This is a genomic window from Actinopolyspora xinjiangensis (genome assembly GCF_900104475.1).
GTDB classification, from domain to species: domain Bacteria; phylum Actinomycetota; class Actinomycetes; order Mycobacteriales; family Pseudonocardiaceae; genus Actinopolyspora; species Actinopolyspora xinjiangensis.
The window spans coordinates 99,694-124,345 of record NZ_FNJR01000014.1 but is presented as its reverse complement, the minus strand read 5'-3'; the positions used below and the strand labels follow the sequence as shown (position 1 = coordinate 124,345).

General features: G+C 68.3%; 20 protein-coding genes. 9 read left to right on the top strand and 11 right to left on the bottom strand.

Annotation, left to right across the window (positions count from 1 at the left end):
• Window positions 1–137 precede the first annotated feature (137 nt).
• On the bottom strand, window positions 138–443 hold the full coding sequence (locus BLQ75_RS23145) for a hypothetical protein (RefSeq protein WP_139183045.1): 306 nt from the start codon (window positions 441–443) through the stop codon (window positions 138–140).
• 492 nt (window positions 444–935) lie between these two features.
• Here BLQ75_RS23145 and BLQ75_RS19785 point away from each other — a divergent pair, with 492 nt between their 5' ends.
• Genes BLQ75_RS19785 through BLQ75_RS19775 form a run of 3 tightly spaced genes read left to right on the top strand, consistent with a single transcriptional unit; the run spans window position 936 to window position 3,648 of the window.
• Window positions 936–1,697 (top strand): ATP-binding cassette domain-containing protein, encoded by a 762-nt coding sequence (locus BLQ75_RS19785; protein WP_244515768.1) that lies wholly within the window; start codon window positions 936–938, stop codon window positions 1,695–1,697.
• Entirely contained in the window at window positions 1,694–3,016 is a 1,323-nt protein-coding gene (locus BLQ75_RS19780) for a hypothetical protein (protein ID WP_092604161.1), read from the top strand. Before BLQ75_RS19785 ends, BLQ75_RS19780 begins: the two co-directional genes overlap by 4 nt.
• Window positions 2,992–3,648, top strand: a complete 657-nt coding sequence (locus BLQ75_RS19775; RefSeq protein ID WP_139183044.1) for a hypothetical protein — start codon at window positions 2,992–2,994, stop codon at window positions 3,646–3,648. The genes BLQ75_RS19780 and BLQ75_RS19775 overlap by 25 nt, the downstream gene beginning before the upstream one ends.
• Before the next feature lie 229 nt (window positions 3,649–3,877).
• Here BLQ75_RS19775 and BLQ75_RS19770 read toward each other — a convergent pair whose 3' ends face one another.
• The 3 genes from BLQ75_RS19770 to BLQ75_RS19760 all read right to left on the bottom strand — a co-directional run bounded on the left by BLQ75_RS19770 (window position 3,878) and on the right by BLQ75_RS19760 (window position 5,273).
• Entirely contained in the window at window positions 3,878–4,078 is a 201-nt protein-coding gene (locus BLQ75_RS19770) for a DUF1059 domain-containing protein (protein WP_092604190.1), read from the bottom strand.
• A 25-nt stretch (window positions 4,079–4,103) separates the two neighbouring features.
• Window positions 4,104–4,589 (bottom strand): Dps family protein, encoded by a 486-nt coding sequence (locus BLQ75_RS19765; RefSeq protein WP_092604159.1) that lies wholly within the window; start codon window positions 4,587–4,589, stop codon window positions 4,104–4,106.
• Between the two features lie 129 nt (window positions 4,590–4,718).
• Window positions 4,719–5,273, bottom strand: a complete 555-nt coding sequence (locus BLQ75_RS19760) for an NADPH-dependent FMN reductase (RefSeq protein WP_092604158.1) — start codon at window positions 5,271–5,273, stop codon at window positions 4,719–4,721.
• A 254-nt stretch (window positions 5,274–5,527) separates the two neighbouring features.
• Here BLQ75_RS19760 and BLQ75_RS19755 point away from each other — a divergent pair, with 254 nt between their 5' ends.
• Window positions 5,528–6,607, top strand: a complete 1,080-nt coding sequence (locus BLQ75_RS19755; RefSeq protein WP_211481482.1) for an alpha/beta hydrolase — start codon at window positions 5,528–5,530, stop codon at window positions 6,605–6,607.
• Between the two features lie 381 nt (window positions 6,608–6,988).
• Here BLQ75_RS19755 and BLQ75_RS19750 read toward each other — a convergent pair whose 3' ends face one another.
• Window positions 6,989–9,508: a LuxR C-terminal-related transcriptional regulator gene (locus BLQ75_RS19750; RefSeq protein WP_244515764.1), complete on the bottom strand. Its 2,520-nt coding sequence runs from the start codon at window positions 9,506–9,508 to the stop codon at window positions 6,989–6,991.
• Between the two features lie 119 nt (window positions 9,509–9,627).
• Window positions 9,628–11,121 (bottom strand): Hsp70 family protein, encoded by a 1,494-nt coding sequence (locus tag BLQ75_RS19745; RefSeq protein ID WP_139183043.1) that lies wholly within the window; start codon window positions 11,119–11,121, stop codon window positions 9,628–9,630.
• Between the two features lie 302 nt (window positions 11,122–11,423).
• Here BLQ75_RS19745 and BLQ75_RS19740 point away from each other — a divergent pair, with 302 nt between their 5' ends.
• From BLQ75_RS19740 to BLQ75_RS19730, 3 genes are all read left to right on the top strand, one after another.
• The gene (locus BLQ75_RS19740) at window positions 11,424–12,398 is read left to right on the top strand and encodes an IniB N-terminal domain-containing protein (RefSeq protein WP_092604156.1); all 975 of its coding nucleotides are present in this window, start codon (window positions 11,424–11,426) and stop codon (window positions 12,396–12,398) included.
• Window positions 12,399–12,697: 299 nt separating this feature from the next.
• Window positions 12,698–14,509 carry a dynamin family protein gene (locus BLQ75_RS19735; protein WP_092604187.1) on the top strand — a complete coding sequence of 604 codons (1,812 nt, stop codon included), beginning with the start codon at window positions 12,698–12,700 and terminating at the stop codon, window positions 14,507–14,509.
• The gene (locus BLQ75_RS19730; RefSeq protein WP_092604155.1) at window positions 14,506–15,999 is read left to right on the top strand and encodes a dynamin family protein; all 1,494 of its coding nucleotides are present in this window, start codon (window positions 14,506–14,508) and stop codon (window positions 15,997–15,999) included. Before BLQ75_RS19735 ends, BLQ75_RS19730 begins: the two co-directional genes overlap by 4 nt.
• A 78-nt stretch (window positions 16,000–16,077) precedes the next feature.
• Here BLQ75_RS19730 and BLQ75_RS19725 read toward each other — a convergent pair whose 3' ends face one another.
• From BLQ75_RS19725 to BLQ75_RS19715, 3 genes are all read right to left on the bottom strand, one after another.
• The gene (locus tag BLQ75_RS19725; RefSeq protein WP_244515762.1) at window positions 16,078–17,268 is read right to left on the bottom strand and encodes a glycosyltransferase family 87 protein; all 1,191 of its coding nucleotides are present in this window, start codon (window positions 17,266–17,268) and stop codon (window positions 16,078–16,080) included.
• Between the two features lie 314 nt (window positions 17,269–17,582).
• Window positions 17,583–19,028 (bottom strand): catalase, encoded by a 1,446-nt coding sequence (locus BLQ75_RS19720; RefSeq protein WP_092604154.1) that lies wholly within the window; start codon window positions 19,026–19,028, stop codon window positions 17,583–17,585.
• Window positions 19,029–19,066: 38 nt separating this feature from the next.
• Window positions 19,067–19,519 carry a Fur family transcriptional regulator gene (locus BLQ75_RS19715; protein ID WP_052427697.1) on the bottom strand — a complete coding sequence of 151 codons (453 nt, stop codon included), beginning with the start codon at window positions 19,517–19,519 and terminating at the stop codon, window positions 19,067–19,069.
• A 360-nt stretch (window positions 19,520–19,879) separates the two neighbouring features.
• Here BLQ75_RS19715 and BLQ75_RS19710 point away from each other — a divergent pair, with 360 nt between their 5' ends.
• Both BLQ75_RS19710 and BLQ75_RS19705 read left to right on the top strand, forming a co-directional pair.
• Entirely contained in the window at window positions 19,880–20,410 is a 531-nt protein-coding gene (locus BLQ75_RS19710; protein WP_092604153.1) for a hypothetical protein, read from the top strand.
• The gene (locus BLQ75_RS19705) at window positions 20,403–20,987 is read left to right on the top strand and encodes a DUF3558 family protein (RefSeq protein WP_170837575.1); all 585 of its coding nucleotides are present in this window, start codon (window positions 20,403–20,405) and stop codon (window positions 20,985–20,987) included. Before BLQ75_RS19710 ends, BLQ75_RS19705 begins: the two co-directional genes overlap by 8 nt.
• Window positions 20,988–21,443: 456 nt before the next feature.
• Here BLQ75_RS19705 and BLQ75_RS19700 read toward each other — a convergent pair whose 3' ends face one another.
• Together BLQ75_RS19700 and BLQ75_RS19695 are read right to left on the bottom strand one after the other, a co-directional pair.
• A complete protein-coding gene (locus BLQ75_RS19700; RefSeq protein WP_092604151.1) occupies window positions 21,444–22,853 on the bottom strand; it encodes a GntP family permease in 1,410 nt (469 codons plus the stop codon).
• A 254-nt stretch (window positions 22,854–23,107) separates the two neighbouring features.
• Window positions 23,108–24,598 carry a gluconokinase gene (locus BLQ75_RS19695; RefSeq protein ID WP_092604150.1) on the bottom strand — a complete coding sequence of 497 codons (1,491 nt, stop codon included), beginning with the start codon at window positions 24,596–24,598 and terminating at the stop codon, window positions 23,108–23,110.
• Window positions 24,599–24,652: the final 54 nt, after the last annotated feature.

The following is a 24,652-nucleotide window of genomic DNA, read 5'->3' as shown; positions in this document are numbered from 1 at the left end:
GCGACCACTCGATCTGCCCGGCCGCGTCGAGTTCGGCCAGCAGCACCTCGTGGAGCCACTCGACACCCCCTGCCTCCTGCCACTCCCGCAGGCACAGCCACCACCCACGATCACCCCAGCCCGGCACCACCAACGTGTTAGGGACTCGTTGAACACGATCTCAACCCCACAAACAAAGTGACAAAAGTCACCCCTTCCTTCCTCGAAAAGACCACCCTAAAGGACATTTCGGTTACGCTGTTGATCTTCACGACAAGAGCTGATACAAAAATTTCAGACAAACGGAGAGATTTCATGTTTCGAACTTCCTTCTCTCCGGAGCCGACCGAGAAGAAATAAACAGCGGGGAGAACAATGCTCAGGAAAGTCGCCGCGATCGCCTGCATTACGGCCAGCGTCGCCGCGGGAGGAACAGCACTCGCCGCTCCCGCCTGATCAGACACCTCCTCCAGCCAACGAGCGGGCTGCGGACTGGCCGCCGATGTTCCCGGATTCGACAGCACGGGACTTTTCGGACAAGCCAGGCGAGGGCCTAGTTGCGCGAGGGCCGTAAACGTGACCATAAAATTAAACAAGGACGTCCCATGTGGCCCGATAACACACTGGCCGAAAAAACGCAGCGTTTGAAGAACACTGCCGGATTAAGGGCACACGGAGTTTGCGAGGAATCCGATACGCCCTACTATTCTTACACTTTCACAAACAGTGGACAGGAAACCGAAGGAACCCACAAAGCCGTCTGTTGAAGCACCCGCTCCACAGCGAACAACCTGACCATGAAACGGTAAAAAACCGACAAGACCCCATGTATTCACCGCAGGAAAACTGTTCGTGAGTACGCGACAAAACATCCCGGCGGATTCGATCGGTTTCCTAGTGAGACACTCGATCCGCCGGGGTGATCAACGGATTCAAAGGGGCTGTACCGCTTGGACGTGGAGCTGGACCGGGTGACCCTCCGGTACGGACGACACACCGCGTTGCACGACATCTCGTGGACCTTCGGTGAAGGAGTGAACGGTCTGCTGGGCCCGAACGGTGCCGGCAAAACGACTCTGCTGTCACTGCTCACCACCGTTTCCCTTCCCTCCGAAGGAAGAATACGACTGAACGGGAACGATCTGAGTACCGCGCGGGGGCGCAAGGAAGCGCGGAAACTGCTGGGGTACGTCCCACAACGGTTCTCGCTGGCCTCCGAGATGCGGACCCGTGACACGGTCGCCTACGCGGGGTGGATCAACGGTCTGCCCGACGCGGAATGCTTACCAGCTGCCGAACGTGCTCTCGAGGCGGTATCGCTGTCCGAACATGCGCGACTGCGGGTACGAAAGCTCTCCGGCGGCCAACGGCAACGCCTCGGTCTCGCGGCCGCGTTGGTGCACGATCCATCGGTTCTCGTGCTGGACGAACCCACAGTGGGCCTGGATCCGGGGCAACGACTACGCCTGCGGGAGCTGCTCGGCGAACTCGGCGAGCAGCGAACCGTCCTGCTTTCCAGCCATCTGCTCGAGGACATCGCGCAACTGTGCGGAACCGTCGCCGTTCTCGCCGAAGGGCGCCTCGCCTTCGCGGGCAGTAACGATGAGTTCCACTGCCTGCTGGAGGCCAATGCCCCGGACTCGACCTCGTCAGCACTGGGTTCTCCGTTCGAACGCGCCTACGACACGCTGGTCAACAGCCTGGGGGTGTCCGGATGATTCGACCCTCTCGCTGGCCACTGGGGTGGCTGCCACTGCTGCTGCCGGCGATATCGATCGCCCTGGCGGTGTTCTCGCAAACGTTGGAAACGTTTTCCTGGCCGTACCAGGTGTGGGCGCGCACCTCGCAGCTGTTCGTCTCCGAACCGTTGATCTTCGCGGTTCCGCTGAGCGCCGCTGCCGCGGCCTACGCGGCGGGACGTCTGACCGGCCCGGATCGGATCACGAACCTGGCCAGCTCGTTACGCAGTGGCGCACCGGTCGTCATCCGCCAGCTCGGTTCGCTCGGTTGCGTGTTCACCGCCAGTTATGTGTTGGGCATGCTCCCGCTGGTGGTGCTTACGACTCTGACAGCTCACGCGGGAGGCCCGAGTCCGCTCCCGGTGCTCACCGGCCTGTTGAGCGTGCTCACCGCCACCGCCGTCGGTTACTTCGCCGGAGTGCTGGCCACCACCGCGTGGATAGCGCCGTTGGTGTTGGTGCTCGGATTCCTGGTGATCCAGCTCAACATGGCCAGTCAGGGTAGTTTCCGTGAAGTCATCCCGCTCACGTACGACGGGGCGGGAGTGGGACAGGTCGCGAACCTGCCCGTTGTCGGCTACCGACTGGCGTTCCTACTGTTGGTCACGACCGTGACAAGCCTCCTGGCCTCCCGTGCACTGGCACGCTCGCGACGATGGAAGATCCCGTCCTGGAGCACCGCGGGAATGATCGTGCTCGTGCTCGTGATGTCGCTGGCTCCGCTCGGCACTGATCCCCGACTCGCCAAAGCGGCTTCCGAACCACCACGAACCTGTCGGACCGAGGCGGGGGTCCGCTACTGCGTGCACCAGGCCCACCGGCCAGAGCTCGACGAATTGATCACCGCTGCCGAACCTGTCTATCAGGCCTACGGCAACGTTCCCGCGCACGGTGAACAGGTCTGGGACAGCGCGCTGCTGGATGGCTCCCGGGCTGGTTCCACCCCCGATGACGTCGTCAGCGTCGGAATCCGGATCCGCGCTGGGCGGACTGACTCGATGAGAAGCCCGCAACGGCAGCTCGCTTACGGTCTGGCCGGTTCCACCTCCTGCGCGATTCGGTTCCCCGAACATGTGCAGCCCAGCATGGCTCGTGCCGTGCTCGAATCCCGGCACCCGGCGGACATCGCTACCGAACTGTCCTACTGGCTGGCAGGTCGCGCCGAACAGACCAGTGGCTTGCGCCCGAGGACATCCGATATTCCGGCGTTCGATGGCGTCCCACCTCAGGAGGTCAGGACCTGGATCGCCAGTCACGAGCGGCGAATCACCGAATGCGCACTGGACAGCAGGCCATGACGACAGTGCGACTCGTTCTGCTCGCGCGGCGGGTGCCACTGCTGCTGGCACTCCTCGTCGCGGTTACAGGTGTGTCGTACACGTTCTACCGCACCGCCATCAATGTCGATCTCGGTGTGAATCCGTTCGCCCAACCCCACAAGATCCCCACACCCGAATTGATCGCCGTGGTCACGGGCGTACTCGCGAGCGCGGTGCTGCGACCACGCTGCTGGGAGTGGGAACGTCTCGGTGGAATCAGAGTCAGGGTGCTCGCCGTCGTGCTGGCCGCGGCGGCCATCGCGCTACCGGTGCTGCCCGCACTCGTCGGCGAGCACACCATGCCCACGGACGTCGAACTCGGCTGGATACTGCCGAACACGCTCACCATGGGGGGATTCACGCTGTTGCTCTCGGCGTTGGTGGGGCCTCCGTTGGGCGGGGCCGTCAGCATCACCGGATACTTCGCCCTGGCGCTCACCGACAATCTGTTCACGGATGCCGAACCGTATCTGCCCCTGGCGGTGTACCCGGCGCAGCACGGAAAGTGGCTCCCCGCGCTGTGTCTGGTGTCCACCGCGTTGGTGGCGCACTTCGTCACTCGGGGGCTCAGCTCCTGGGCGTACCGGCTCGAAAGCAACAGCGGAACATGAGAAAGCATCACAACGGCTGAGGGGTAATGCACCGCGGCGCGGCGGTGCCCGCCCGGAGCACGAAGAACCGGGTGGTGACCTCACCCACGACGGACCCTCGCCCGGGTAATGCCACCACCCGGCCCCCTGACCGGCTCCTCCCGGAGTCCGGTCCCCTCCCCAGGGGTGCCTTCCGGAGTCGGCGGCGGTGGTTCGGACGCCACCACCGCCGTGCTCGGCCGAGGACCGCTCAACCGGTCGCGGTCGAGCTCCGCTCGTCCTTCAACGAGTGACGAATCATCTCGCGGAGTTGTTCGGTGTCCTCGTGACCGTGCACCGAGACCGCGTGCTCGGCCGCGGCTCGCACCACCTCGTGCTCTTCACCGGTGATGGTCAGGGTGCAGTTCATGACGCTGGGGGTTTCCCCGCAGTCCGCGATCTTGCGCACCATCCTCGCCTCCACACGCGATGCGTGCCTAGCTTCCCGAGAGCTTGGCCTGCCACATCCAGTGCGCCTCTTCCAGCTTGGCGGCGACCGAGATCAACAGGTCCTGCGTGACCAGATCGGTCTTGTCGGTCTCGTCGATCCGCGCGCGCAACCGCCTGATCAGCCTGCCCAGGATCTCGACGATCGCCTCGATCACGTCTCGGTCCTGCCGCCAGCCCGACTCGAACTCGGGCACGCCCGAGCTCTCGGCGACGGTGCCCGCCCGGGCATCCGGCGCGGCGCCGATCGCCGCCGCGCGCTCGGCGACGCTGTCGGCGAACTCTCTGGCGCTGCTGACCAGCTCGTCCAAGTGCAGGTGGACGCTGCGGAAATCGCTGCCCACCACGTTCCAATGCGCCTGCTTGGCGACCAGGTGCAGGTCGACGAGGTCAACCAGGGTGGCCTGCAGGGACTTCGCGGTTATATCGCGCTCGGCATCGGCCAACGGACTGGTGATCGGACCCTTCTCGGCCATTTCGTCGTACCTCCTCGCAGCCCCCGGTACGGCACTGGATCAGGGGGCTGCTCCGGGGGTACCCGGAATGCCCAGCTCCGAAACCGGGCGGCCGCGCCCGGCCGCGGGGCGCAGCGCACGGCGGCCCGCTCAGTGGCCGAGAGCGAAGTCCGTGACCTGTCTGCCGATGGTGTGCAGTGTGGCGGCGACCTTGGTGTCGGAGCACTCACCGCCCGGCCCCAGTCGTGTCTCCGCCGAGTTCACGGCGGCTCCCAGCGGTGTCGGCCACCCGCGCAGCGCGTGTGCCACCGAGCGCAGCGCCTGCAGCGTGGTCACGGTCGCCTGCCAGCCGTAGGCGATGCCCACGCAGCCGACCGCCCGCCCCTGCAGGTAGGGGCGCTCGTCCTCACGGAGGTCCTCCGCGTAGTCCAGGGCGTTCTTGACCAGCCCGGAAACCGTGCCGTGATAACCGGGGGAGGCGAGCACCACCCCGTCGGCCTCGCGGAGGGCCCGCACCAGTTCCCTGGCGTTGAACGTGCGCTCGGTCACGGCCGTGTCGAAGAAGGGCATAACCAGTTCGTCACCGGTCACGGCGTGTACCTTGGCACCACCGTCCCTGGCACCGGCCAGCACCGCGTGCAGGGCACGTTCGGATTGCGAGTCGGCCCGGACCGAACCACCGATCCCCACTACGGTCACCGCCATCGACACAATCCTTCCTCACCCGCACGGTCGGCTCGCCGTGCCACGAGTCACACGATCAACTACATGGTGTCACCACGTTGGCGGTCACCCTCACACGATCGACCTTCCCACTGGATCGACCAACCCCGTAACGGTAAAAGTTGGAGTCCAGTCGAGGTCAATTGTCCACCGCGTGTCTCGCACCACGCGCTACCCACCGGTAGCCTCCGCGTAGTGCGCATCACACAGTAATGGTCTCGTGGAAAGGTCCAGCCGTGTCCAAGGTTCTCGACGCCATCCCCTCCTCGGTGCAACGACGGGTCCAGTCGGCCGTCCTGTCGAGCGTGCTCCGACTCCCCAGGCCGCTGCTTCGGAGGATCGCGGGCAGCCCGATCAGGGTCGACGGCCAGGAACTGGCGCTGGAAGTACAGGCGCTGCTGCGGCTGCAGGCGCTGGCCGGTCAGGAACGCATGGCCGCGGACACCCCGGAACGGGCCCGCGCAGGAATGGCGCAGGGCATCGAGGTGGTCCGCGCGGGCGTCCCGGGCGTCCAGGTGAGCAGGCGCACCGTGTCCACCCGGGCGGGTGAGCTTCCCGCCAGGCTCTACCGGCCGGAGGACCGCACCGAACCGAGCACGCTGCTCGTCTTCTACCACGGCGGCGGCTGGGTGGTGGGCGATCTCGACACCCATGACGAGCTGTGCCGGTTCCTCGCCAAGCACGCCGACATCAGAGTGCTCTCGGTGGACTACAGGCTGGCACCCGAACATCCCTTCCCCGCCGCGGTGGAGGACGCCGTGGACGCCTACCAGCACGTGCTGGAGAACGCCGAGGACCTCGGCTCCAGCCCCGACTCCGTGGCGGTCGGCGGGGACAGCGCGGGCGGCAACCTCGCCGCGATGGTCGCCCAGCACGCCGCCGCGAACGGGATCAAGAGTCCGGTGTTGCAACTGCTGCTCTACCCGGCGGTGGACGCCAGCACCCGACGCCGCTCCCGCGAGCTGTTCGGCGACGGCTTCCTGCTCACCGACGGGGACATGGACTGGTTCATGGACCTGTACCAGCCCGAGGTCTCCGAACGAGGCGACCCACGGCTGTCGGTGCTGCTCAACGAGGAGCTCGACGGGCTGGCACCCGCGGTCCTGGTCACGGCGGGCTTCGATCCGCTGCGGGACGAGGGCGAGGAGTACGCCAGGCGGCTGGCCGAGGCCGGGGTGCCGGTCATCGCGCGCCGGTTCCCCGACCTCATCCACGGCTTCGCGAACCTGTTCGGCGCCAGCCCCAGGCTGCGGGAGGCCATGTTCGAGATCGTCGGCGAATTCCGAGCCGGACTTTCCCTCCACGCTGCGAGCTGAGGTAGCGGCAGGACCTGCCTGCGTGGTTGCGTAGCCGGCACGTGAGGCGGCGCCTCGCGGCGTTGGGCCGACTCTTGAGTAGCGACCTACGCGGCGAGCGACCCTGCCTTGCGAGGCATCCGCCTCACGCACCGGGGACACGCACCCTGCGACACACACGGTTCCGCGACCGATGCCCCGGCAGGACCGACAACCCAGCTACGCCAAGCGGCGCCAGCCGCTTACCACCACGCACGCCACCAGCACCGCCGCGGGTCCTCTCGGGGGGCTCTCACGAGGACACCGGAGACGTTGTGTAGCGCCTACTCGATGTCTCCGGTCCCGCAGCGAGAGCCCGCGAGAGGTTCCGCCACAGCACCAGCTACTCCCGGGAAGACCGGCTCATCCCAGCAGTGAACGGAGCTTTTCGAGCAGCTGCTGCCTGTCGGAGCAGTCCAACCGCTGCTTGATCCTGCCGATGTGGTGCTCGACCGTCTTCGCCGAGATGAACAGCCGCTGCCCCACCTGCTTGTAGGTCATTCCGCTCAGCACCAGCTCGGCGACCTCGCACTCCCGCTCGCTGAGCAGCTGTTCGTGTCCCTCGGTGGGGGCGATGTCGCCGAGCTCGCCGCTCGGACGCCGCCGCGAACGCCCCCCTCTGCCCCGCAGCGAACGCGCGCACTCCAGCAGGGCGGGCATCGCGTCGCGATCGGTGGTGTGCAGCGCCGCCTGCCCGGCCAGCCCCGCTCCGTCCCACGTGAGCCCGACGGCGTGCAACCCCCGAGCGGCGCTCTCCACCTCGGCGGGCTCCACCTCCCCCTCGAGAACGCGCAGCCACGCGGCACCCGCCTTCGCCAGTGCCCCGGCGAGCTGGTTGTGCCAGGCCATCCGCTCCAGCTCGGCGACTTTCCCGGCCGCCCTGTCGTACTCCTCCACCACGATGGCCGCCTGCGCCTCGCGCCAGCACAGCGGCGCTGTCCACAGTGGCGGACCACCGAGCGCGGACAGCAGCTCGTGCGCCTGGCGCAGCTGCGGCAGCAGCCAGTCCCCGTCCCGCAGTCGAGCGACGGCCACGGTGAGCTCACCCAGTGGCAGCAGGCCGAACAGGTCCACCGGGTGCTCGGCCATCGCTCTGCGCGCCTTCGTACGTGCCAGCCCCAGCGCGGACATGTCGTTGTCCCTGCTCGCGATGCCCGCTTCGAGGGCGACCGCGTGGAGCCGGTCCCGGGGGCTCGGTTCCTGCGACTCCGCCAGCACCGCCGACAGTTGACGTCTGGCCACAGTGGTCTCGCCCCGCAGCAGCGGCAGCCACGTCGCGAGCAACCGGTGACGCGTCCGGAACATCGGCCCCCCGCTGTCCGCCGCCACCGCGCGTTCCAGCACCGACTCGGCGAGCTCGAACTCACCGCACTGCAGCGCGACCGTGGCCGCGACCGCGGCCGGGGTGTCCGGAGTCAGCAGGGAACCACCGACGGCTTCCGCGAGCGAGGCGGCGCGGAGCAACGTCGTGAGCGCTTCCGATGCGGTACCGATCACCGAGTCGTACAGCCCGGTGGCCAGGTGCGAACTGGCCCCGGAGACCGAGGTGGGCGGCGCCGCGTCGACGTTCGCGCGCAACAGCTCACCCGCCTCGGCCAGTCTGCCGGTGGTGATCAGGCCGAGCGCCGCGCAGGAACTGTCCCCCTGCCACCGGACGTGACGAGCGGACCAGCCGCACAGCTCGGCGGCCCGCTCGGGCAGCCCGCGGTGCGTGAGCACGACCGCGGCCACCTGGATCGCGACGGCCCGGTCCTCGGCGGTCTCATCGGTTATCACTTGGTCGGCCAGCCGCAGCGCCTCGTCCAGCCTGCCGGTCATCGCCACGGCCCAGGCTCTTCGGGCGGCGACCGAAGCGGGCGGACGACCGGTGGTCACGGCGGCGTCGAACATCCGCACCGCCAGCTCCGGGGACTCGGCCAGCGCCTGCCCGCCCGCCGTCTCGAAGGCGGTCGCCAGCGTGGTATCGCACGGCAGGGCGGCTTCCGCTCCCAGCAGCGGTCGCAGCAGCGGCAGCACCGCACCACCCCGATCCAGTCGGATGCGCAGCAGCACGCGCAACACCGCCAACCGGCGCTGCCAGCCGGTCAGCGCCAGCACGGCACGACCGACCACGGGCGGCGGCGTGTCGGTGGTGTCCAGCAGACCGGCCGAGCGCAGCTCGGTCAGCGCACCGGTGACCTCGGGGGAGTCGGCACCGAGCACGGTCGCCAACAGCGCCGGGTTCGGTTCGGCGCCGACCGCCAGCGCGGTGAGGCAGTCACGCGTGGCACCATCCAGCATGGACAGTTCGCGGTCGAACCTGTCCAGCACTGCCTGCGGCAGGCGTTCCGGGGCTCCCTCGGTGAGCCGGCGCGGATCCAGGTTCTCGAGCACGCGTCCCACGAGCACGGGGATTCCGGCGGTGAAGGAGCGCAACCGCTCCGCGGTTTCCGCGTCACCGCCCCGGCCGGAAGAGCGGCGGAGCCGCTCGGCCACCTCGGCTCCGTCGAGTTCGCGCAGCTCCACCACCGGCCTGCTGTTCGCGAACCGTGCGCAGAGCCGCGCGAGTTCCTCGGGGAACGGCCAGGGGCGGCAGGTCAGCACCACGCGAACCGGGCCGGAGGCCAGCAGGGACTCCAGTTCGGACAGCTTCGCGGCGTGCAGCAGGTGCACGTCGTCGAGCAGCAGTGCCGCCCCGCCGCAACGGATCTCCTCGGTATCGAACTCGATCGACTCGCGGACCGCGACCCCCGCGTCCCGGTAGACGCGGGCGAGCAGGTTCAGCAGTGTCGTCTTGCCGTAACCACCGGGACCGCGCACCACGGCGGTCAGGGGTCTGGCCGGGTTGGCCGCTATCTCGTCACGTAACCGCGCGACCTCGGGCTGTTGTGCGACCTCCCACAACCCGGTTGCGGAATCCGCGTCCGGTGCGGGCCGTGTGGCGCTGGAGTGATTCACGAGCGGTCCCAATCGGTGAGCGGTGTTCGGTGGAGGCGCCGCGGAACGGCTTCGCCCGGCAGGGGTCAGTTCCCGACCTGTCGCAGGACACCCGGCTGTTCGGGTTGTTGTCCGCCGAATCCCTGCACGAAGGTCATCACCAGCCCGAAAATGATCAAAATCGCCGCCAGCGACAACTTGACGATTTTGACCGCCTTCCGCTTCGGCGGTGGTTCGATGTGCATCGGTTCGACCTCCACGGGGGGCCGGGGTGGTCGGGCCGAACGATCCGCTGCGTCGACAGGGGCCTCGACGGCCTGTTCGTTCATCGGATCGTAGTCGTAGTGCTGGACGTGCTCCGCCTCCGCCACGGAGTCGTCCACCCGCACCAGGACGCTGGTCTCGGCCCGCGCTGCCGCGCGGTCGGTGGCGGCGGAGAGCACGTCGACCGCGCAGTACGCCGCTCCGCGCGCGGCGACCAGTTCGGGAGAACCGTCGACGCGCACCGCGATCCCCGCCCCTTCCGCCGCGGGGGACCGCTCGTGAAGGCGTTCCCGGACCAGCCGCCGCAGCAGCGGGGTGCGGGTGGGTCCACCCGCCAGCACCACGGCTTCGAGGTCGTCGGGGACCAGTGAGGCGGACTGCACGGCCTGGGCCAGTTTCTCGGGGAGCAGTTCCAAGTGCGGCCGGGCGAGTTCCTCGTAGCGCAACCGCGCGAGCGGCACTTCCCCGGAGAACGAGGGCAGGACCACGTTCGCGGCGGCGGATTCCCTCGTGGACAGTTCCTCCCTCACTCGGGTGCACTCGGCCCGCAGGTGGGCGGCCGCGGCGCGGTGACGGGCCTCGAAGGGGTCCAGCTCGGCGAGCGGTTCGCCCAGCTCGGCGCGCAGCTGTTCGAGGACCAGGTCGTCCAGTTCGCGCCCGGCCGGCCGGGACCCGGACACCGTGACACCACGAAGCTCCAGTTCGGCTCCGGGGCCGCGTACGCTGCCCTCGCCCCACCGGGATTCCCCTCTGCGCAGCACGGTGGCGTCGGCACCACTGCCGCCGACGTTGCCGACGGCTATCGAACGGCCGGGGGAAACCGGCTGCCTGGACACGTAGTCGGTGGCGACCGCCAGCGGCTCCGGCAACAGGGTGACGTCGGTCAGACCGAGTTCGGCCAACGCGCGGTGGAGTCGGTGCGTTCGGTGCGTGCCCCAGCAGGCGCCGTGGGAGACGGCGATGTGCTCGGCCGGGTACCCGTACCGGTTCGCCACCTGGTCGGCCACCCACTCCACCATGCTCGCGGCCAACCGGTGCGGGGGCACGAACTCGCCCCCCAGGAGCAGCGGGGTGTCCGTACCGACTTCGGTGACGAAATCGGTACACACCCATTCGGGGGACTCGGCCGCTCTGCTCGCGGCAGCCTCACCGGCCAGTCGCGTACCGTCCGGCAACCGCCCCAGCGCAGTGGGGACCTCGGCACGAGCGCTTCCCAGCGGGAACGGAGCGGGAGGCGCCCACTGCCCGCCGTCACGAACGACCACCGCCGCCGAGGTGCTGGTCGCGCCCAGATGAACCCCGAGAACGTAAGGCATGCCATCCCTTCCGGCTTACCTGGTCACACTTGCTGTGCCACAGGGCGATCACGCGGGGTTCGTCCGGTAGGCCCGCCAGTCCAACCTAGCGCGGACTCGATTACGCAAAGATGTGACCCGATCCATTGATCCCCTAAAGAGTGAAGCACCAAAGTCCCCCTAACAGGTTCATCAATAACTAGGAGTGGCTCCCGATGGGTGAGCCCCTCCAGCCACGTAGCTTCATTAACCGGGAACGGGGACACCGATTCACCCGCCCGGCTTGAGAAGACCTACGGCTTGAGTTCAGGAGAACGCCAGCGATGCCGAACGCACAGCCGGAGCAGGCCGACGGGCGGGACGGTGCCCAGTTACCGACTTCGGGAACGGAGACTCGAACAGCGGCCACCCCGGAGCAGCCGACACTGCAGGAGTTCCTCGCTCGTCTGGTCGGCAACCCGGAAGCGCGTTCGGCGTTCGACGCCGACCCGCGTGGTGAGCTGGAGAGCGCCGGTCTCGGAGAACTGAGCGCGACACAGGTGCTGCAGGCTTCGTCGCTGGTGCTGGACTACGCACCCGCCGAACTCGTGAGCGAGTACGGGAGAACGGTGCAACCCAGCATCGACACGTTCGCGGCCAGCACGCAACACGTCGCGATCGACCAACTCGATCCCGCACAAGTTCCCGAACCGCAGGAAGCGACGGAAGCGAATATGAGCCTGTTGGACAACGACAACTCCGCGAGCCCGAACTACTCCTCCGACGGCGACGCCGACAGGGAGATGGAGCAGGGCAACACCACAGAGACCAACATCAACGTGGAGAACGAGGACTCGCAGAACCTCGTCAGTGTGCACGACGTCGTCAGCGGTAACGAGGTAGCGGGCAACGCCGTCGGTGCCGTCGGCAACACCGTGGGCGCGGTCGGCAACACCGTCGGCGGCGTGGGTGACACCGTGGACAACACGGTGAACACGGTGGGCGACACCGCCAACAACACCGTCGGCGAGGTCACCGACACCGCGGAGGGCACTGTGGACACCGGTGTCGACGTGGCCGTGGGCGCCGCCGACACCGCGCTGAGCACCGCGAACGACCTGCCGGTCGACGATGTGGCGAGCACGGTCGACGGCGTGGCGGGTGACCTGCCGGTGGCCGGTGACGTGACCGGCGGGCTGTCCGAGGACGGCGCGGCCGGCACGCTGGACGGCGCCACCGGCGCCGTCGGCGGAGTGGTCGGCGAGGCCGAGGGCGTTGTCGGGGGCGTGACCTCGGACCTGCCGCTGGACCTGATGTGACACGGCGGCTAAGCCGTTGAACGTGCTCTGACCTGAGCGGGCGGACACGTCGGGATTCGTTGCCCCTTCTCCCCGCGGATCCCGACGTCCCGATCGCCGCCGCGACCGCGCTTCGCGGCGGCGATCCCGCGCGTTGCCGGTGTCCCGGCGACTCCCGAGCAACGCCCGCGCCGAAATCACGTACGATTCGACCTCTCCTCGACGCCGACGCCGAGGGCTGGCAGCTCCTCCTGCCCACCCGACGGCGCCTCGCGTTGTCCGACTTCACCTCAGAGCGTGTGCACGTGCACAATCCCACCGTGATCGAAACGGCACTCGTGGAACTCCTCGACAGCGCGGAAGCGGAATGCGTCGAAGCGGGGCGGACGGATCTCGGAAACCGGCTACGGCGGATCCGCAACCGGGTGCTCGATCCCGCCCAGCTCGTCCTCGTGGTGGGCGAACCGGACCAGGGCAAGAGCGAGCTGATCAACTCCCTGGTCAACGCACCGGTGTGCGGCAGCGGCGAGAACGTCAGCACGATCGTGCCCAGCCTGGTCAGGCACGCGGACGAGCCGTCGGCGCACCTGGTCGAGCAGGAGACGACGCGGAGCCCGGTGGGGGGCGACCGAACCCCGGTACCCATCGAGGAGATCCGCGAGGAACTGGAACGGGCGCTGGGAGCGGGTCGACAGGTCCGGCGCACCGAGATCGGGCTTCCCCGAGCACTGCTGGAGAACGGCCTCGCGCTGATGGACACACCAGCGGTGGGCGGGGTGACCAGTTCACTGGGTTCGGTCACCGAGGAGGCCGCCGCCGAGGCCGACGCGCTGCTCATGGTCTCCGACGCCACCCAGGAACTGACCACGAACGAGCTGAACTTCCTGCGTCGCGTGACCGCGGTGTGCCCCAACATCGCACTGGTGCAGCCCAAGACCGACCTGGTACCGGACTGGCGGCACATCGTCGAGCTCAACCGCAAACACCTGTCCAACGCGGGCATCGCGGGCAGAATCTTCCCCGTGTCGGCCAGAATCCGAGCCCGCGCCACACGGGAGAAGAGCCAGGATCTCAACACCGAGTCCGGCTTCCCCGCCCTGCTGGACCACCTCCGCAAGGAGATGGCAGGCGCGCAGGAGCAACTCACCCGTAAACTGGTCGCGCACAACGTCACGGACTCGATCGACCGGATCACCGCTGACCTGCGCGAGGAGCTCAACAACCAGAACCCTCGCACCGCCACCGAGACGCTGCTGGAACTGGAGACGGCGCAACGTCGCGCCGAGGACCTCAAACGGCTGTCCGGACGCTGGCAGAAGACCCTCTCCGACGGGATACAGGAACTGTACTCCGACATCGAGTACGACTTCAGGGAGCGAAGCTGGGCGGTGCTGCACCAGGCCAACGAGACCCTCGACGAAGCCGACCCGAGTACAACCTGGGACGAATTCGAGGAGTGGCTCCGCGACAGCCTGCGAACCGCCGTCGCCGAGACCTTCGACTGGCTGGACCGCCGCCGGGAGCGGCTCACCGAGCAGGTGGCCGACGAGCTGCTGCGCGAGCAGGTGCGCACGCTGCCCAACAGCGACAGCATCCCCGTCCCCGATCCGCTGTCGCGGGTACCGGCCCCCAAGGCGCCGAAGAACGCGAACTACCCGCGTGGGGACCAGCTGCTCACCGGGCTGCGCGGATCGTACGGCGGTGTGCTGATGTTCGGGCTGATGACGAGCATGGCCGGGTTGCCGCTGATGAACGTGATCTCCATCTCCGCTGGACTGCTGCTGGGGAGCAAGAGCCTCAACGAGGAGAAGGACTCACGGCTCAAGCGCAGGCAGACCGAAGCACGCGCCGCCGTGCAGCGCTACGTCGAGCACGTGGTCTTCCAGGTCAACAAGGAGGCCCGCGACGCCATCCGGAACACACACCAGACACTGCACGACCACTGCAACCGGATCACCGAACAGGCACAGATCCGGATCAGCCGCTCGATCCAGGAGACCAAGCGGATGGCCGAACAGAGCGCCGTTGACCGCGACGCCCGTGCCAAGGAGATCAAGAAGAAGCTCGAGGAACTCGGTGCGCTCCGCAAGCGGGCGAACGCGTTGACCTCCAACCGGATAGCGGCGGCATGACCACGGCGCGCGAGAACGGCCCCACCACCGCCCTGCTCGGCCGGGCCAGGGAATTGCTGCTGCGGACGATGACCTTCTACCGGGACGATCCGCGCACCGCGGGTTGGCTGCGGGCACGGCTGGAACGCCTTTCCGAACCGCTCCGCATGGCGGTCACCGGCCGGGTGAAGTCCGGCAAGTCCACGCTGATCAACGCGCTGGTCGGCGCGGAACTCGCCCCGAGCGACCCGGAGGAGCGCACCCAGGTCAACACGGTCTTCCGCTACGCCCCGGAACCGGGCATAACGGTGCACACCCCGCACGGGGGTCAGCAGCGGATGTCGGTCGGCGAGCTGGACGCCGCCACCATCCGGGACCTGCAGCGCTGGCGCCCCGACGAGGTGGCGCGCCTGGTGATCGAGTCCCCGTCACCAGGTCTGCAGGCGATCACCCTGATCGAGACCCCGGGGGTGTCCTCCACCGCGGTCAAGGAGACCGGCAGGTCGGCCCTGGCACAGATACTGTCCGAGGCCGACGCCGTGCTCTACCTGACGAGGCAGCCGCAGCAGACCGACGTGCAGTTCCTCGAATCGGTGCACGAACTGGGGGTGGCGCGGCGCGCGCCGATCAACACGATCCTCGCGCTGTCGCGGGCGGACGAGGTCGCCACCGGCGACGCGGATTCGGTGGAGGCGGCCGGGCGGGTGGCGAACGCCTACCGGGACGACCCCAAGATCCGTTCCTTCGTGCAGTACGTGCTGCCGGTGGCGGGGCTGCTGGCGCAGGGCGGCACCACACTCGGGCAGGCTGAGTTCGAGGCACTGTCAGAGCTGGCGCGGCTCCCCCGCGAGCGGCTGGACGAGCTGCTGCTGTCCGCGGACAGGTTCGCCGGTTCCAGGACCCCGGAGTCGGTGGACGCCGGAACGCGGCGGGAACTGCTGCGCCGGTTCGGGCTGTTCGGGCTGCACCGCGCGCTGGCGATCCTGGGGCAGGGCGGGATCGACCACGGCAGGTTGCGCAGGAGCCTGCTCGCCGAGAGTCGCATCGGTGAGCTGCAGGAGGCGGTGCACCTGCAGTTCGTCGAGCGGCAGGAGGCGCTGCGGGCCCGCTCAGTCCTGCTCGCGGTGGACATGGCGCTGCGTGCCAACCCCCGGCAGGGCAGCGGACAGCTACGGGGCGAACTGGACAGGCTGCTGGCCAACGCGCACGAGTGGGACGAGCTGCGGGTGCTCTCCGGACTGTGGTCGGGGCAGCTGTCCCTGCCCGCCAGGCTCCGCGCGGAGGCCGAGCGGCTGCTCGGCGCGCACGGTGACGGCGCACCGGCGAGGTTGGGGCTCACCGAACGGGCCCCGGCCAGGGACATCGCGGAACGCGCGGGGGAGGCGGCGCGGCGGTGGCGGGTGCTGGCCGCCGATCCGCTGCGCGACCGGGAGCACCGGGAGGCGGTGTGGACGGTGCTGCGCAGCTGCGAGCGCCTGCTCGCCACCGGCGGCGGGCAGCAGCGGGCGTAGGTCGGCCGCGCGACACCACCGGCGCCGCCCCGGAGGCGTCACGACGTTCGGTCGGCCGGGTGGAGCGCCGCGGCGGTTTCAGGGAACGCGCTCCCCCGTTCGGAGCAACGAGACCGGATACCACTCGCCCGAATCGCGCCGCGACGAACTCCGCGAGGAGCGGAACGACGAGAACGCCGCCAGCACGAGCAGTGCCGCTCCCAGGAACACGAACGAGGCGGCGCGGACCTGGTCCACCGGAGGGAGGTGCAGCATCAGGTACCGGTTCAGCGGCAACCGCACGAACGGGGCCCAGTGAGCCACGTGGATCGAGAGCACCGCTGCCGTCAGCCAGAGCTTGCTACGGCTGCGCAGTCCGTACACCACCATGAACAGCAGCAGAGGTGCCAGCCAGACCCAGTGATTGGACCACGAGGTGGGCGAGACGAGCAGCGAGACCAGGCCGATGAGCACCACGGCCGGCGCGTCCGAGGAGCGGCGGACGCAGTAGACGGCCAACGCCCCCAGAATCGCGCACGCCAGCAACCAGAGCGACACCCGAGGCACCTGGGGGAGATCGGTACGGGTAAGCACGGCCAGCACCGTCTGGTTGGTACGCAACGGTGAGCCGAAGGCGGCGGAGGCGGGCCCCTGGGTGAACCAGTACTTGACCGATGCCTCGAAGTCGACCAGGAAACCGACCAGCGTGGCCAGAAAAGCGGTCCCCACCGCCGTGACCGAGGCGCGGAAATTCTTGCGCAACAGAAAGAACAGCACGAAAACACCGGGAACGAGTTTGATCGCCGCGGCGATTCCGACCAGCATTCCTCGCGGCCAGCGAGGATGACGCGCGAGGCAGTCGACGACCACCATCCCCATGAGCAGAATGTTGATCTGCCCCTGTGCGAAACAACCGAAAACGGGTTCCAGAAAAAGTGAGATCCGGGCCAGCGCCACGGACAGCGCGAAGCACAGCAGCGGCTCGGCACCGGGCCAGGTCCGCCGGAGCACGAGGTGGAAGGTGGTGCTCAACGCGAGGGCGTTGAGCGCGTAGAGCAGGGCGATGTCCACCTTGAGCGGCAGCACGGCCAGCGGGGCCAGCGGGAGCACGGCGAACGGGGGATACACCCAGGGCAACGGTTCCCCGTTGCGCACCGGAGCCTCGGAGGGCATCAGTTCCCGGCCGTGCGCCCAGGCATCCACCGCCCAGCGGTAGACGCTGTGGTCCGGCCAGAAGTCCTGGTTCGAGACCCACGCCCAGAACTCCCAGCCGAGCGCGGCGACGGACAACGCGATTATTCCGATTGAGAGAATTCGACCAGAATTTCCGCTTGTCGTGTTCGATCTCACACTCCCGACGACGGAGGAGAGACCGGGGGAACTGCGCTCGGAAATCGTCTGGTCGGTCCGCATCGAGGGTCAATCTACCCGAAAGGGGATCAGCCCCCGACTCGAACGGAAGAATCGCGCGTTACACACGGGAGGGCCGGGTTCCGGCGACGGTCGTCGCCGGAACCCGGCCCCGTGGCGGTCACCGCAGTCAGCGGGCGGTGTGGACGTTCCTCAGGAGACGCCCCACCTCATCGGGGCTGTCGGTGAACTCCTCAGCCCTGGACCTTCTCGGCGATCTTGTCGCCGGTGTCCTTGTCCACGTTGCGCCAGTACTGCAGCGCGCGCTCCAGGATCGGCTGGCTGACGCCCTTGGACAGGTGCCCGGCGACGTTGTTGACGAAGCGCTGGCGCTCCTCGTCGCTGAAGACCTCGCGGACCAGCGTCCCGGCCTGGCCGAAGTCGTCGTCCTCGGAGTGCAACTGGTAGGCCGAGCGGATGACCTCCTGCTCGATCCCCCTGGCGCTGTCCTCGCTGCCGTTGCTGGTGTCGGCGTGCGGGCCACCGTAGGAGTTCGGCGCGTACACCGGATCCTGCCCGTAGCTGAACCGCATCGGGCCGTCCTTGGAGTAGGAGTTCACCTGCGAGACCGGACGGTTGACCGGCAGGTCCATGTAGTTCGGACCGATCCGGTAGCGGTGGGTGTCCGGGTAGGCGAACAGCCGGCCCTGCAACATCTTGTCCGGGGAGGGACCGATGCCCGGCACCATGTTCGACGGCTCGAAGGCGGACTGCTCGATCTGGGCGAAGTAGTTGTCCGGGTTGCGGTTGAGCACGAACCGGCCGACCTTGATCAGCGGGTAGTCGCCGTGCGGCCACACCTTGGTGAGGTCGAACGGGTTGAACCGGTAGTCAGCGGCCTCCTCATAGGGCATGACCTGCACGTACAGCGTCCAGCTCGGGTTGTTGCCCGACTTGATGCTGGTCCACAGGTCACGGATGTGGGCGTCGCTGTCCTCACCGGCCAGCCGGTCGGCCTCCTCCTGGGTGAGGAAGTCGTGGCCCTGGTCGGTCTTGAAGTGGTACTTGACCCAGAACTTCTCGCCCTTGGCGTTCTCCCACAGGTAGGTGTGCGACCCGTAGAGGTTCATGTTCCGCCAGGTCTTCGGGATGCCCCGGTCACCCATCAGCCAGGTCACCTGGTGCGCCGACTCCGGGCACTGGCTCCAGAAGTCCCACTGCATGTCGTGGTCGCGCAGGTGGTTGTCGGCCCTGCGCTTCTGGGAGTGGATGAAGTCGGGGAACTTGATGGCGTCCCGGATGAAGAACACCGGCGTGTTGTTGCCCACGAGGTCGTAGTTGCCCTCGGAGGTGTAGAACTTGATCGCGGTACCGCGCGGATCGCGCCAGGTGTCGGGGGAGCCCAGCTCACCCGCGACCGAGGAGAACCGGATCAGGGTCTCGGTCTTCACGCCCGGCTGGAACAGCGCGGCCTTGGTGTACTGGCTGACGTCCTCGGTCGTCTCGAAGAAGCCGAAGGCGCCGCCACCCTTGGCGTGCACCACGCGCTCGGGGACCCGCTCGCGGTTGAACTGCGCGTTCTTCTCGATCAGGTAGTGGTCCTGCAGCAGGACAGGACCGTTCGGCCCCGCGGTCAGCGAGTGGTCGTCGCTGCCGACCGGGATGCCGGCATTGGTGGTCGTGGGCCGTGGCGAACTCACGAGCGTCCTCCTTGTGTGGTGATTACGGTGTCCGTCGACTAGTCCGTCGCGGACTCGCAGTCGGGGCACAGACCCCAGAACACGATCTCCGCCTCGTCGATGCTGTAGCCAGCCGTCGACGACGGGACCAGGCACGGGGCCGAACCGTGGACGCAGTCCACGTCCTCGGCCCGGCCACATCTCCGACACACCAGGTGGTGATGGTTGTCGGCGGTACGGCACTCGAACCTGGCCGGATGACCGGCCGGTTCGATCCTGCGCAGCAGCCCGGCCGAAGTACACGCGTGAAGCACGTCGTAGACGGCCTGGGTGGACACGGAACCGAGGGTCTGCCGTACGGCACCCGCCACCTGGTCCGCGGTGGAGTGCGGATTCTCGGACAGCCAGCCGAGCACGGCCACTCGCGGGCCGGTCGCGCGCAGTCCTGCCGCGCGCAGCCGCTCCCGCGTGCTGTCCGCCGCCTGACCGCCGGATGTCGTACTGGATGTCATAGCTGTCCCAGTATGCCACGGCCAGATTGGAATTAGTCAAGAAAACACTCGGAGAACGACCACCGATCGTGCGAAGACCGTGACGGACGCGACATCGGCCACGGTTCACGGGGCACCGGGACAGGGCCGGCACTCGGCACCGCGTCAGGCGAGGTGGGTGTCGATTCCTCGTGCGGGACCGAGGAGCAGCGAGGTGCCGTGCCCCATCACTCCAGCGGCCGGAACCGCGCTCTCGGATCACGCGTTCCCGACCTCGTGGAGTGATGATCACGATAGACTCCCATCGAGCGCGATCACACTCGCGAGTGAGCTGAGACCGAGCCGGTCATCCAGCTTCCCAACAGTGTTCCAGGAGAGGCCGTGGCCGAGAACAACGACACACCGACGGATGAAGAAGAACCCGTCGAGATGGACGCCGCGGACCGGGCGGCGATGGAGAGCACCGTCAGCGAGCTGCCCGCTTCGTTGCTGACCGGCACCACGGCACGAAAGCTGGTCGAGATCGCACGGATCCAGGAACGGGCCAACGACAAGGCCCAGCTCGCCGAAGCCCGCGGTGAGGACACCCGCATGGTCGTCGACCCCGAGGAAGTCGACGCCCTCGCGAGCTTCTTCGAGGGCAAGGCGGAGGAGCTACAGAATCGCGTCGATGACATTCAGCAACTCGGTAGTGTTCCCGCGCCGGGCACCGATCCGGTGAGCGCGGGCGCCGCCGAGCAGCACGGCCGCGTCGGCGCGGGCGACGAGCGAGCCTACCTGGAGAACTACCTCGAACTCGTCAAGGTGTTCCAGGACACTGCCGCCAGCCTGCGCTCCAGCGCGAAACAGACCCGCACCGACGACGCCGAGGCCGCCGAGAGCCTCGAACGGGGAGGGAACGACCTTGCGTAACCCCGCAGCCCTCGGAATCGCCGCACTGGCGAGCCTGCTGCTGGCGGGCTGCGGCGGACCCGCCGCCGAGGAACCCCCGGCATCCGAGACCACCACCAAGACCGGGCAACCCAGCCCGGACGACACGAGCAGCCCCCTACCCGAGCGCACCGCCCCGGCCAAAGCCTTCCAGCTCACCGACGTATGCGACCTCGTCCCCGAGAACCGCTGGCGCGCGCTCGGAGCCAACCAGCCACCCGAATCACGCGACTCCAACGGCAACCGCGTCTGCCAGTATCAGAAAGGCAAGGCCGGTGAGGCAGGAAGCTGGTCGGTCTCTCTCGGAAAGAACCGAGCCCGTGGCTTGAACGAATCCATCCAGGCACACCCGGATGGCGAAGAAGTCAGCGTCGCGGGATATCCGGCCTACAAGTCCGAGACCAGCGTCGGCTGCCTCTACTACGTCGACGTGTCCGAGGAAGCTTCACTACTGGTGAGCGGCGTATCCAGCATCAGCGATGACGGAACGATCCCCACCAAGTGCGGCCTGTTCAAGAAGTTCGCCGCGGCCGCCGTCGAGAACCTGCCCGACGCCTGAGCCACCCGGCACCCGCCCCGGCCACGCCCCGGACGACGACAGCACCGAACACGAGCGGCACGCCCCGGACCACGGGCGAGCCCTGTGATCGGCCACCCGAATCCGGCCGAGCCACGCCGACCGAGACGACTTCCCACCCCGGTCACGCTGAACCAGGGATCGCTCCAGGGGGCACAAACCCCACGCCCGGCGATTTCCCACGAAATCTCGGGCCAGCGGCGGTGGCGCGGCAGTGTGGGAGTCGATTTCCCACGAAATCGCCGCGCCGCTTCGACGCGGGGCGAACTCCCGCCACTCCCGCAACCGGCACCCCCGCGGGTTCTCGCGTGCGGCTCTCGCGAAGACAACCCCGACGTTGTGCAGGTCGCTACCCGAGGTCGGGGCACCCGCAGCGAGAGCCGTGCCGGAGGTTCCGCCAAGCGACCACCCGAACAAACCGGGGCGCCACACTCACCATCACAGGAAGATGGAGAGTATCCAGGAGATCAGGAACCCGACCACACCGATCAACGTCTCCATGACCGTCCACGTCTTGAGCGTGGTCGGCACGTCCATGCCGAGCAGCCTGCCCACCAGCCAGAAGCCGGAGTCGTTGACGTGCGAGAGCACCGTCGCGCCCGAGGCGATGGCGATGACGATCAGGCACAGGTCGACCGAGGACAGCCCGGAAGCCGCCGAGACGGCGGGGGCGATGAAACCGGCCGACGTGGTCAGCGCGACGGTCGCCGAACCCTGCGCCACGCGCATCACCACGGCGATCAGGAATGCGGCGACGATCAGCGGAATCCCCGCGCTGTTGAGCCCCTCGGCCAGCGCGTTGCCGACACCGGCCTCGGCCAGCACCGCACCGAACATGCCACCGGCGCCGGTGATCAGAATTACGGCGGCGATCGTCGAGAGACTGGACGTCAGCTCGTTCTCGATCTCCTTGCCGCTCATACCGCGCTTGAGGCCGAGCACGACCGAGGCGACCAGCACCGCCACCGCCAGGGCCACCGGGCTCTGTCCGATGAGGATCGCGGCCTGCACCGCCTGCGAGCCGGAGTCGACCACGTCCTCGGAGATCAGCGTGTTCAAGCCGGTGCGCAGGAAGATCAGCACCAGGGGCAGCAGGAGCAGGCCGAGGACGGCCCCCATGCTCGGCCGGGGCTTGTCCGGTGCGGTGTCCTGTCCCGAGGCGGTGGAGTCCTCCGGGATGGGCAGGAAGACCCGGTTGCCGTTCCAGATGCCGAAGGCGTAACCGGAGACGAACCAGGTCGGGATACCGACGACGAGCCCGATCAGCAGCAGTAGACCGGTGTTGGCGCCGATGAGTCCCGCGGCCGAGACCGGTCCGGGGTGCGGTGGGACGAACGCGTGCATGACGGCGAAAGCACCCACCACCGGCAGCGCGTACCGCAGCACCGAGCCGCCGAGCCTGCGGGCGACCGTGAACACGATGGGCAGGAAGATGACCACACCCGCGTCGAGGAAGATCGGGAAACCGAACAGCAGCGCGGCGATCCCGAGCGCGAGCGGTGCCCGGCGCTCACCGAACCGGCGCACCAGCGCTTCGGCCAGCACCGAGGCACCGCCGGATATCTCCAGCATCCGGCCGAGCATCGCGCCGAAACCGACTATCAGGGCGACTTCGGCGAGCGTTCCCCCCAACCCGTCGTTGAGGGTTCCCATCACCTCGTCGAGCGGTATACCCAGCACCAGAGCCGTCGCGATGCTGACAGCCAGCAGCGCGATCATCGGCTGCAGCTTGAGGAAGACGATCAGCAACAACAACACCGCGACGGCGCCCGCGGCCACGGCGAGCGTGACTCCCGGCCCCAGTGCGGAGTGGGCGGCGGGCTCGGCCGCCGCGATTACTCCTCGCAAGAATCTGCCCCTTTGTCGTCACCGGGCATCACCCGAACGGATGCCGAACGGGCAGAATCCTCACAAGGTGGGCGCCCCGCCCGCCAGAGCTCTGTATCGCTTCAGTCATACTTTTTTTCGATGGTGTTCACATTGTTGACACAGAACTCCGACGGGTGCTAACCCCGCGTAGCCGACCAGGGGAGTTTTCCGCTCAGCGGTCACTCGCGAAAGCCTTTCAAAAGGCGAGCTCCGCCAGCCCCGATCCGGCGGGGTCAGCCCAGCGGGGTCAGATCCGCCACCGCCCGGTGCAACCGCTCCAGCCCGGGACGCCGTGCGCGCATCTCCTCGACGACCTCCGGCCTGGGCGGAACCGTCCGCGCGGGACGTATCAGGTCCGCGGCCTCGTCCAACGACTCCAGCTCCCCCAGCGCGCGCCAGGCCAGCAGCACGGCGCCCACCGCCGAACCACCGCTGTCCTCGGTCAGCTCCAGCTCGGTACCGAGGGCGGCCGCGATCGTCTCCGCCCAGATCCGGCTGCGGAAACCACCACCGGTGGCTCGCACCGCCCGTACCCGCGCACCGGTGTCCACGACGGCGTCCCGGACCAGCGCGAGCTGCTGGGCCACTCCCTCCACCAGGGCACGGGTGATCTCGGCCCGGCCGTGGACCCGCCGGAGCCCGATCAGCGAGCCGGTCAGGCCCGGCTCCCACCAGGGAGCCCGTTCCCCCATCAGGTAAGGCAGCGCGACCAGGCCACGCGCCCCGGGCGGCACCTCGGAAGCCTCGTCGAGCAACGACGCCACGTCCACGCCGAACGACTCGGCCGCCCACTGGCCGACCACGGCACCGTTGCTGACGGCACCACCGGACACCCACAGACCGTCGGCCAGGTAGTAGCAGAAGGTGCGGCAACGCTCGTCGACCCCGGGCTCGTCCCGTGTCACGCGCAACGCGCCGCTGGTGCCCAACGACAACCCGGCGACCCCGGTGTCGACCGCGCCGACCCCGAGGTTGCCCAGCGGCCCGTCGCCTGCCCCGAGCACCACCGGAAGCCCCGAGGGCAACCCCGTCGCACCCGCGATCCGCTCCCCCAGCGGGAACGTGTCGGTCGGGGCGCCGATGCGGGGAAGCCGCCCGGCCTCGATCCCGGCCGTGCGCAGGGCGGAACCGTGCCAGTCCAACGTCGCCGTGTCCTGCAGCCCGCTGCCCGAGGCCAACGACCGGTCGGTGACGAACTCCCCGGTGAACGCGGCGAACACGAAGTCCTTCAACGCGCACCAGTACGCCGCCCCGCGTGCCAGGTCGCGGCGCTGGGTGGTCAACCAGGCCAGCTTGACCATCACAGACTGCGGGTGCACCGGCGTCCCGGTCTCGCGGTGCAGCCGGGCGGCTGTGGCCCACTCCTCGCGAAGCTTGTCCGCCAGGTCGGCGCAGCGGCTGTCGGCCCAGTTGAACGCGGGGGTGACCGGATCGCCCGCCGAATCCAACCCGACCAGGGTGTGCATCGCGGTGCTGAAGGAGAGCGCGCGGATCTCGTGTCCCGCCTCCCGAACCCGCCCCACGCACTCGGCCAACGCGGCGACGGCGGAATCACGTACTGCCTCGGCGTCCTGGACGGCCTCTCCCGGCTCCTCGGTGCGCATCGGGTTCTCACGTTCGGTGTGATGCAGCACCGTGCCCGTTCGGTCGGCCGCGACGACCTTGGTGGCCGTCGTGCCGAGATCGAGACCGAGGACGACCGCATCCTTGTCGGCTGCGCTCATACCCCCAACCTATCCGGCCGGGCGATTCGCTCCCGGCGTGCGAGACGCACGGCA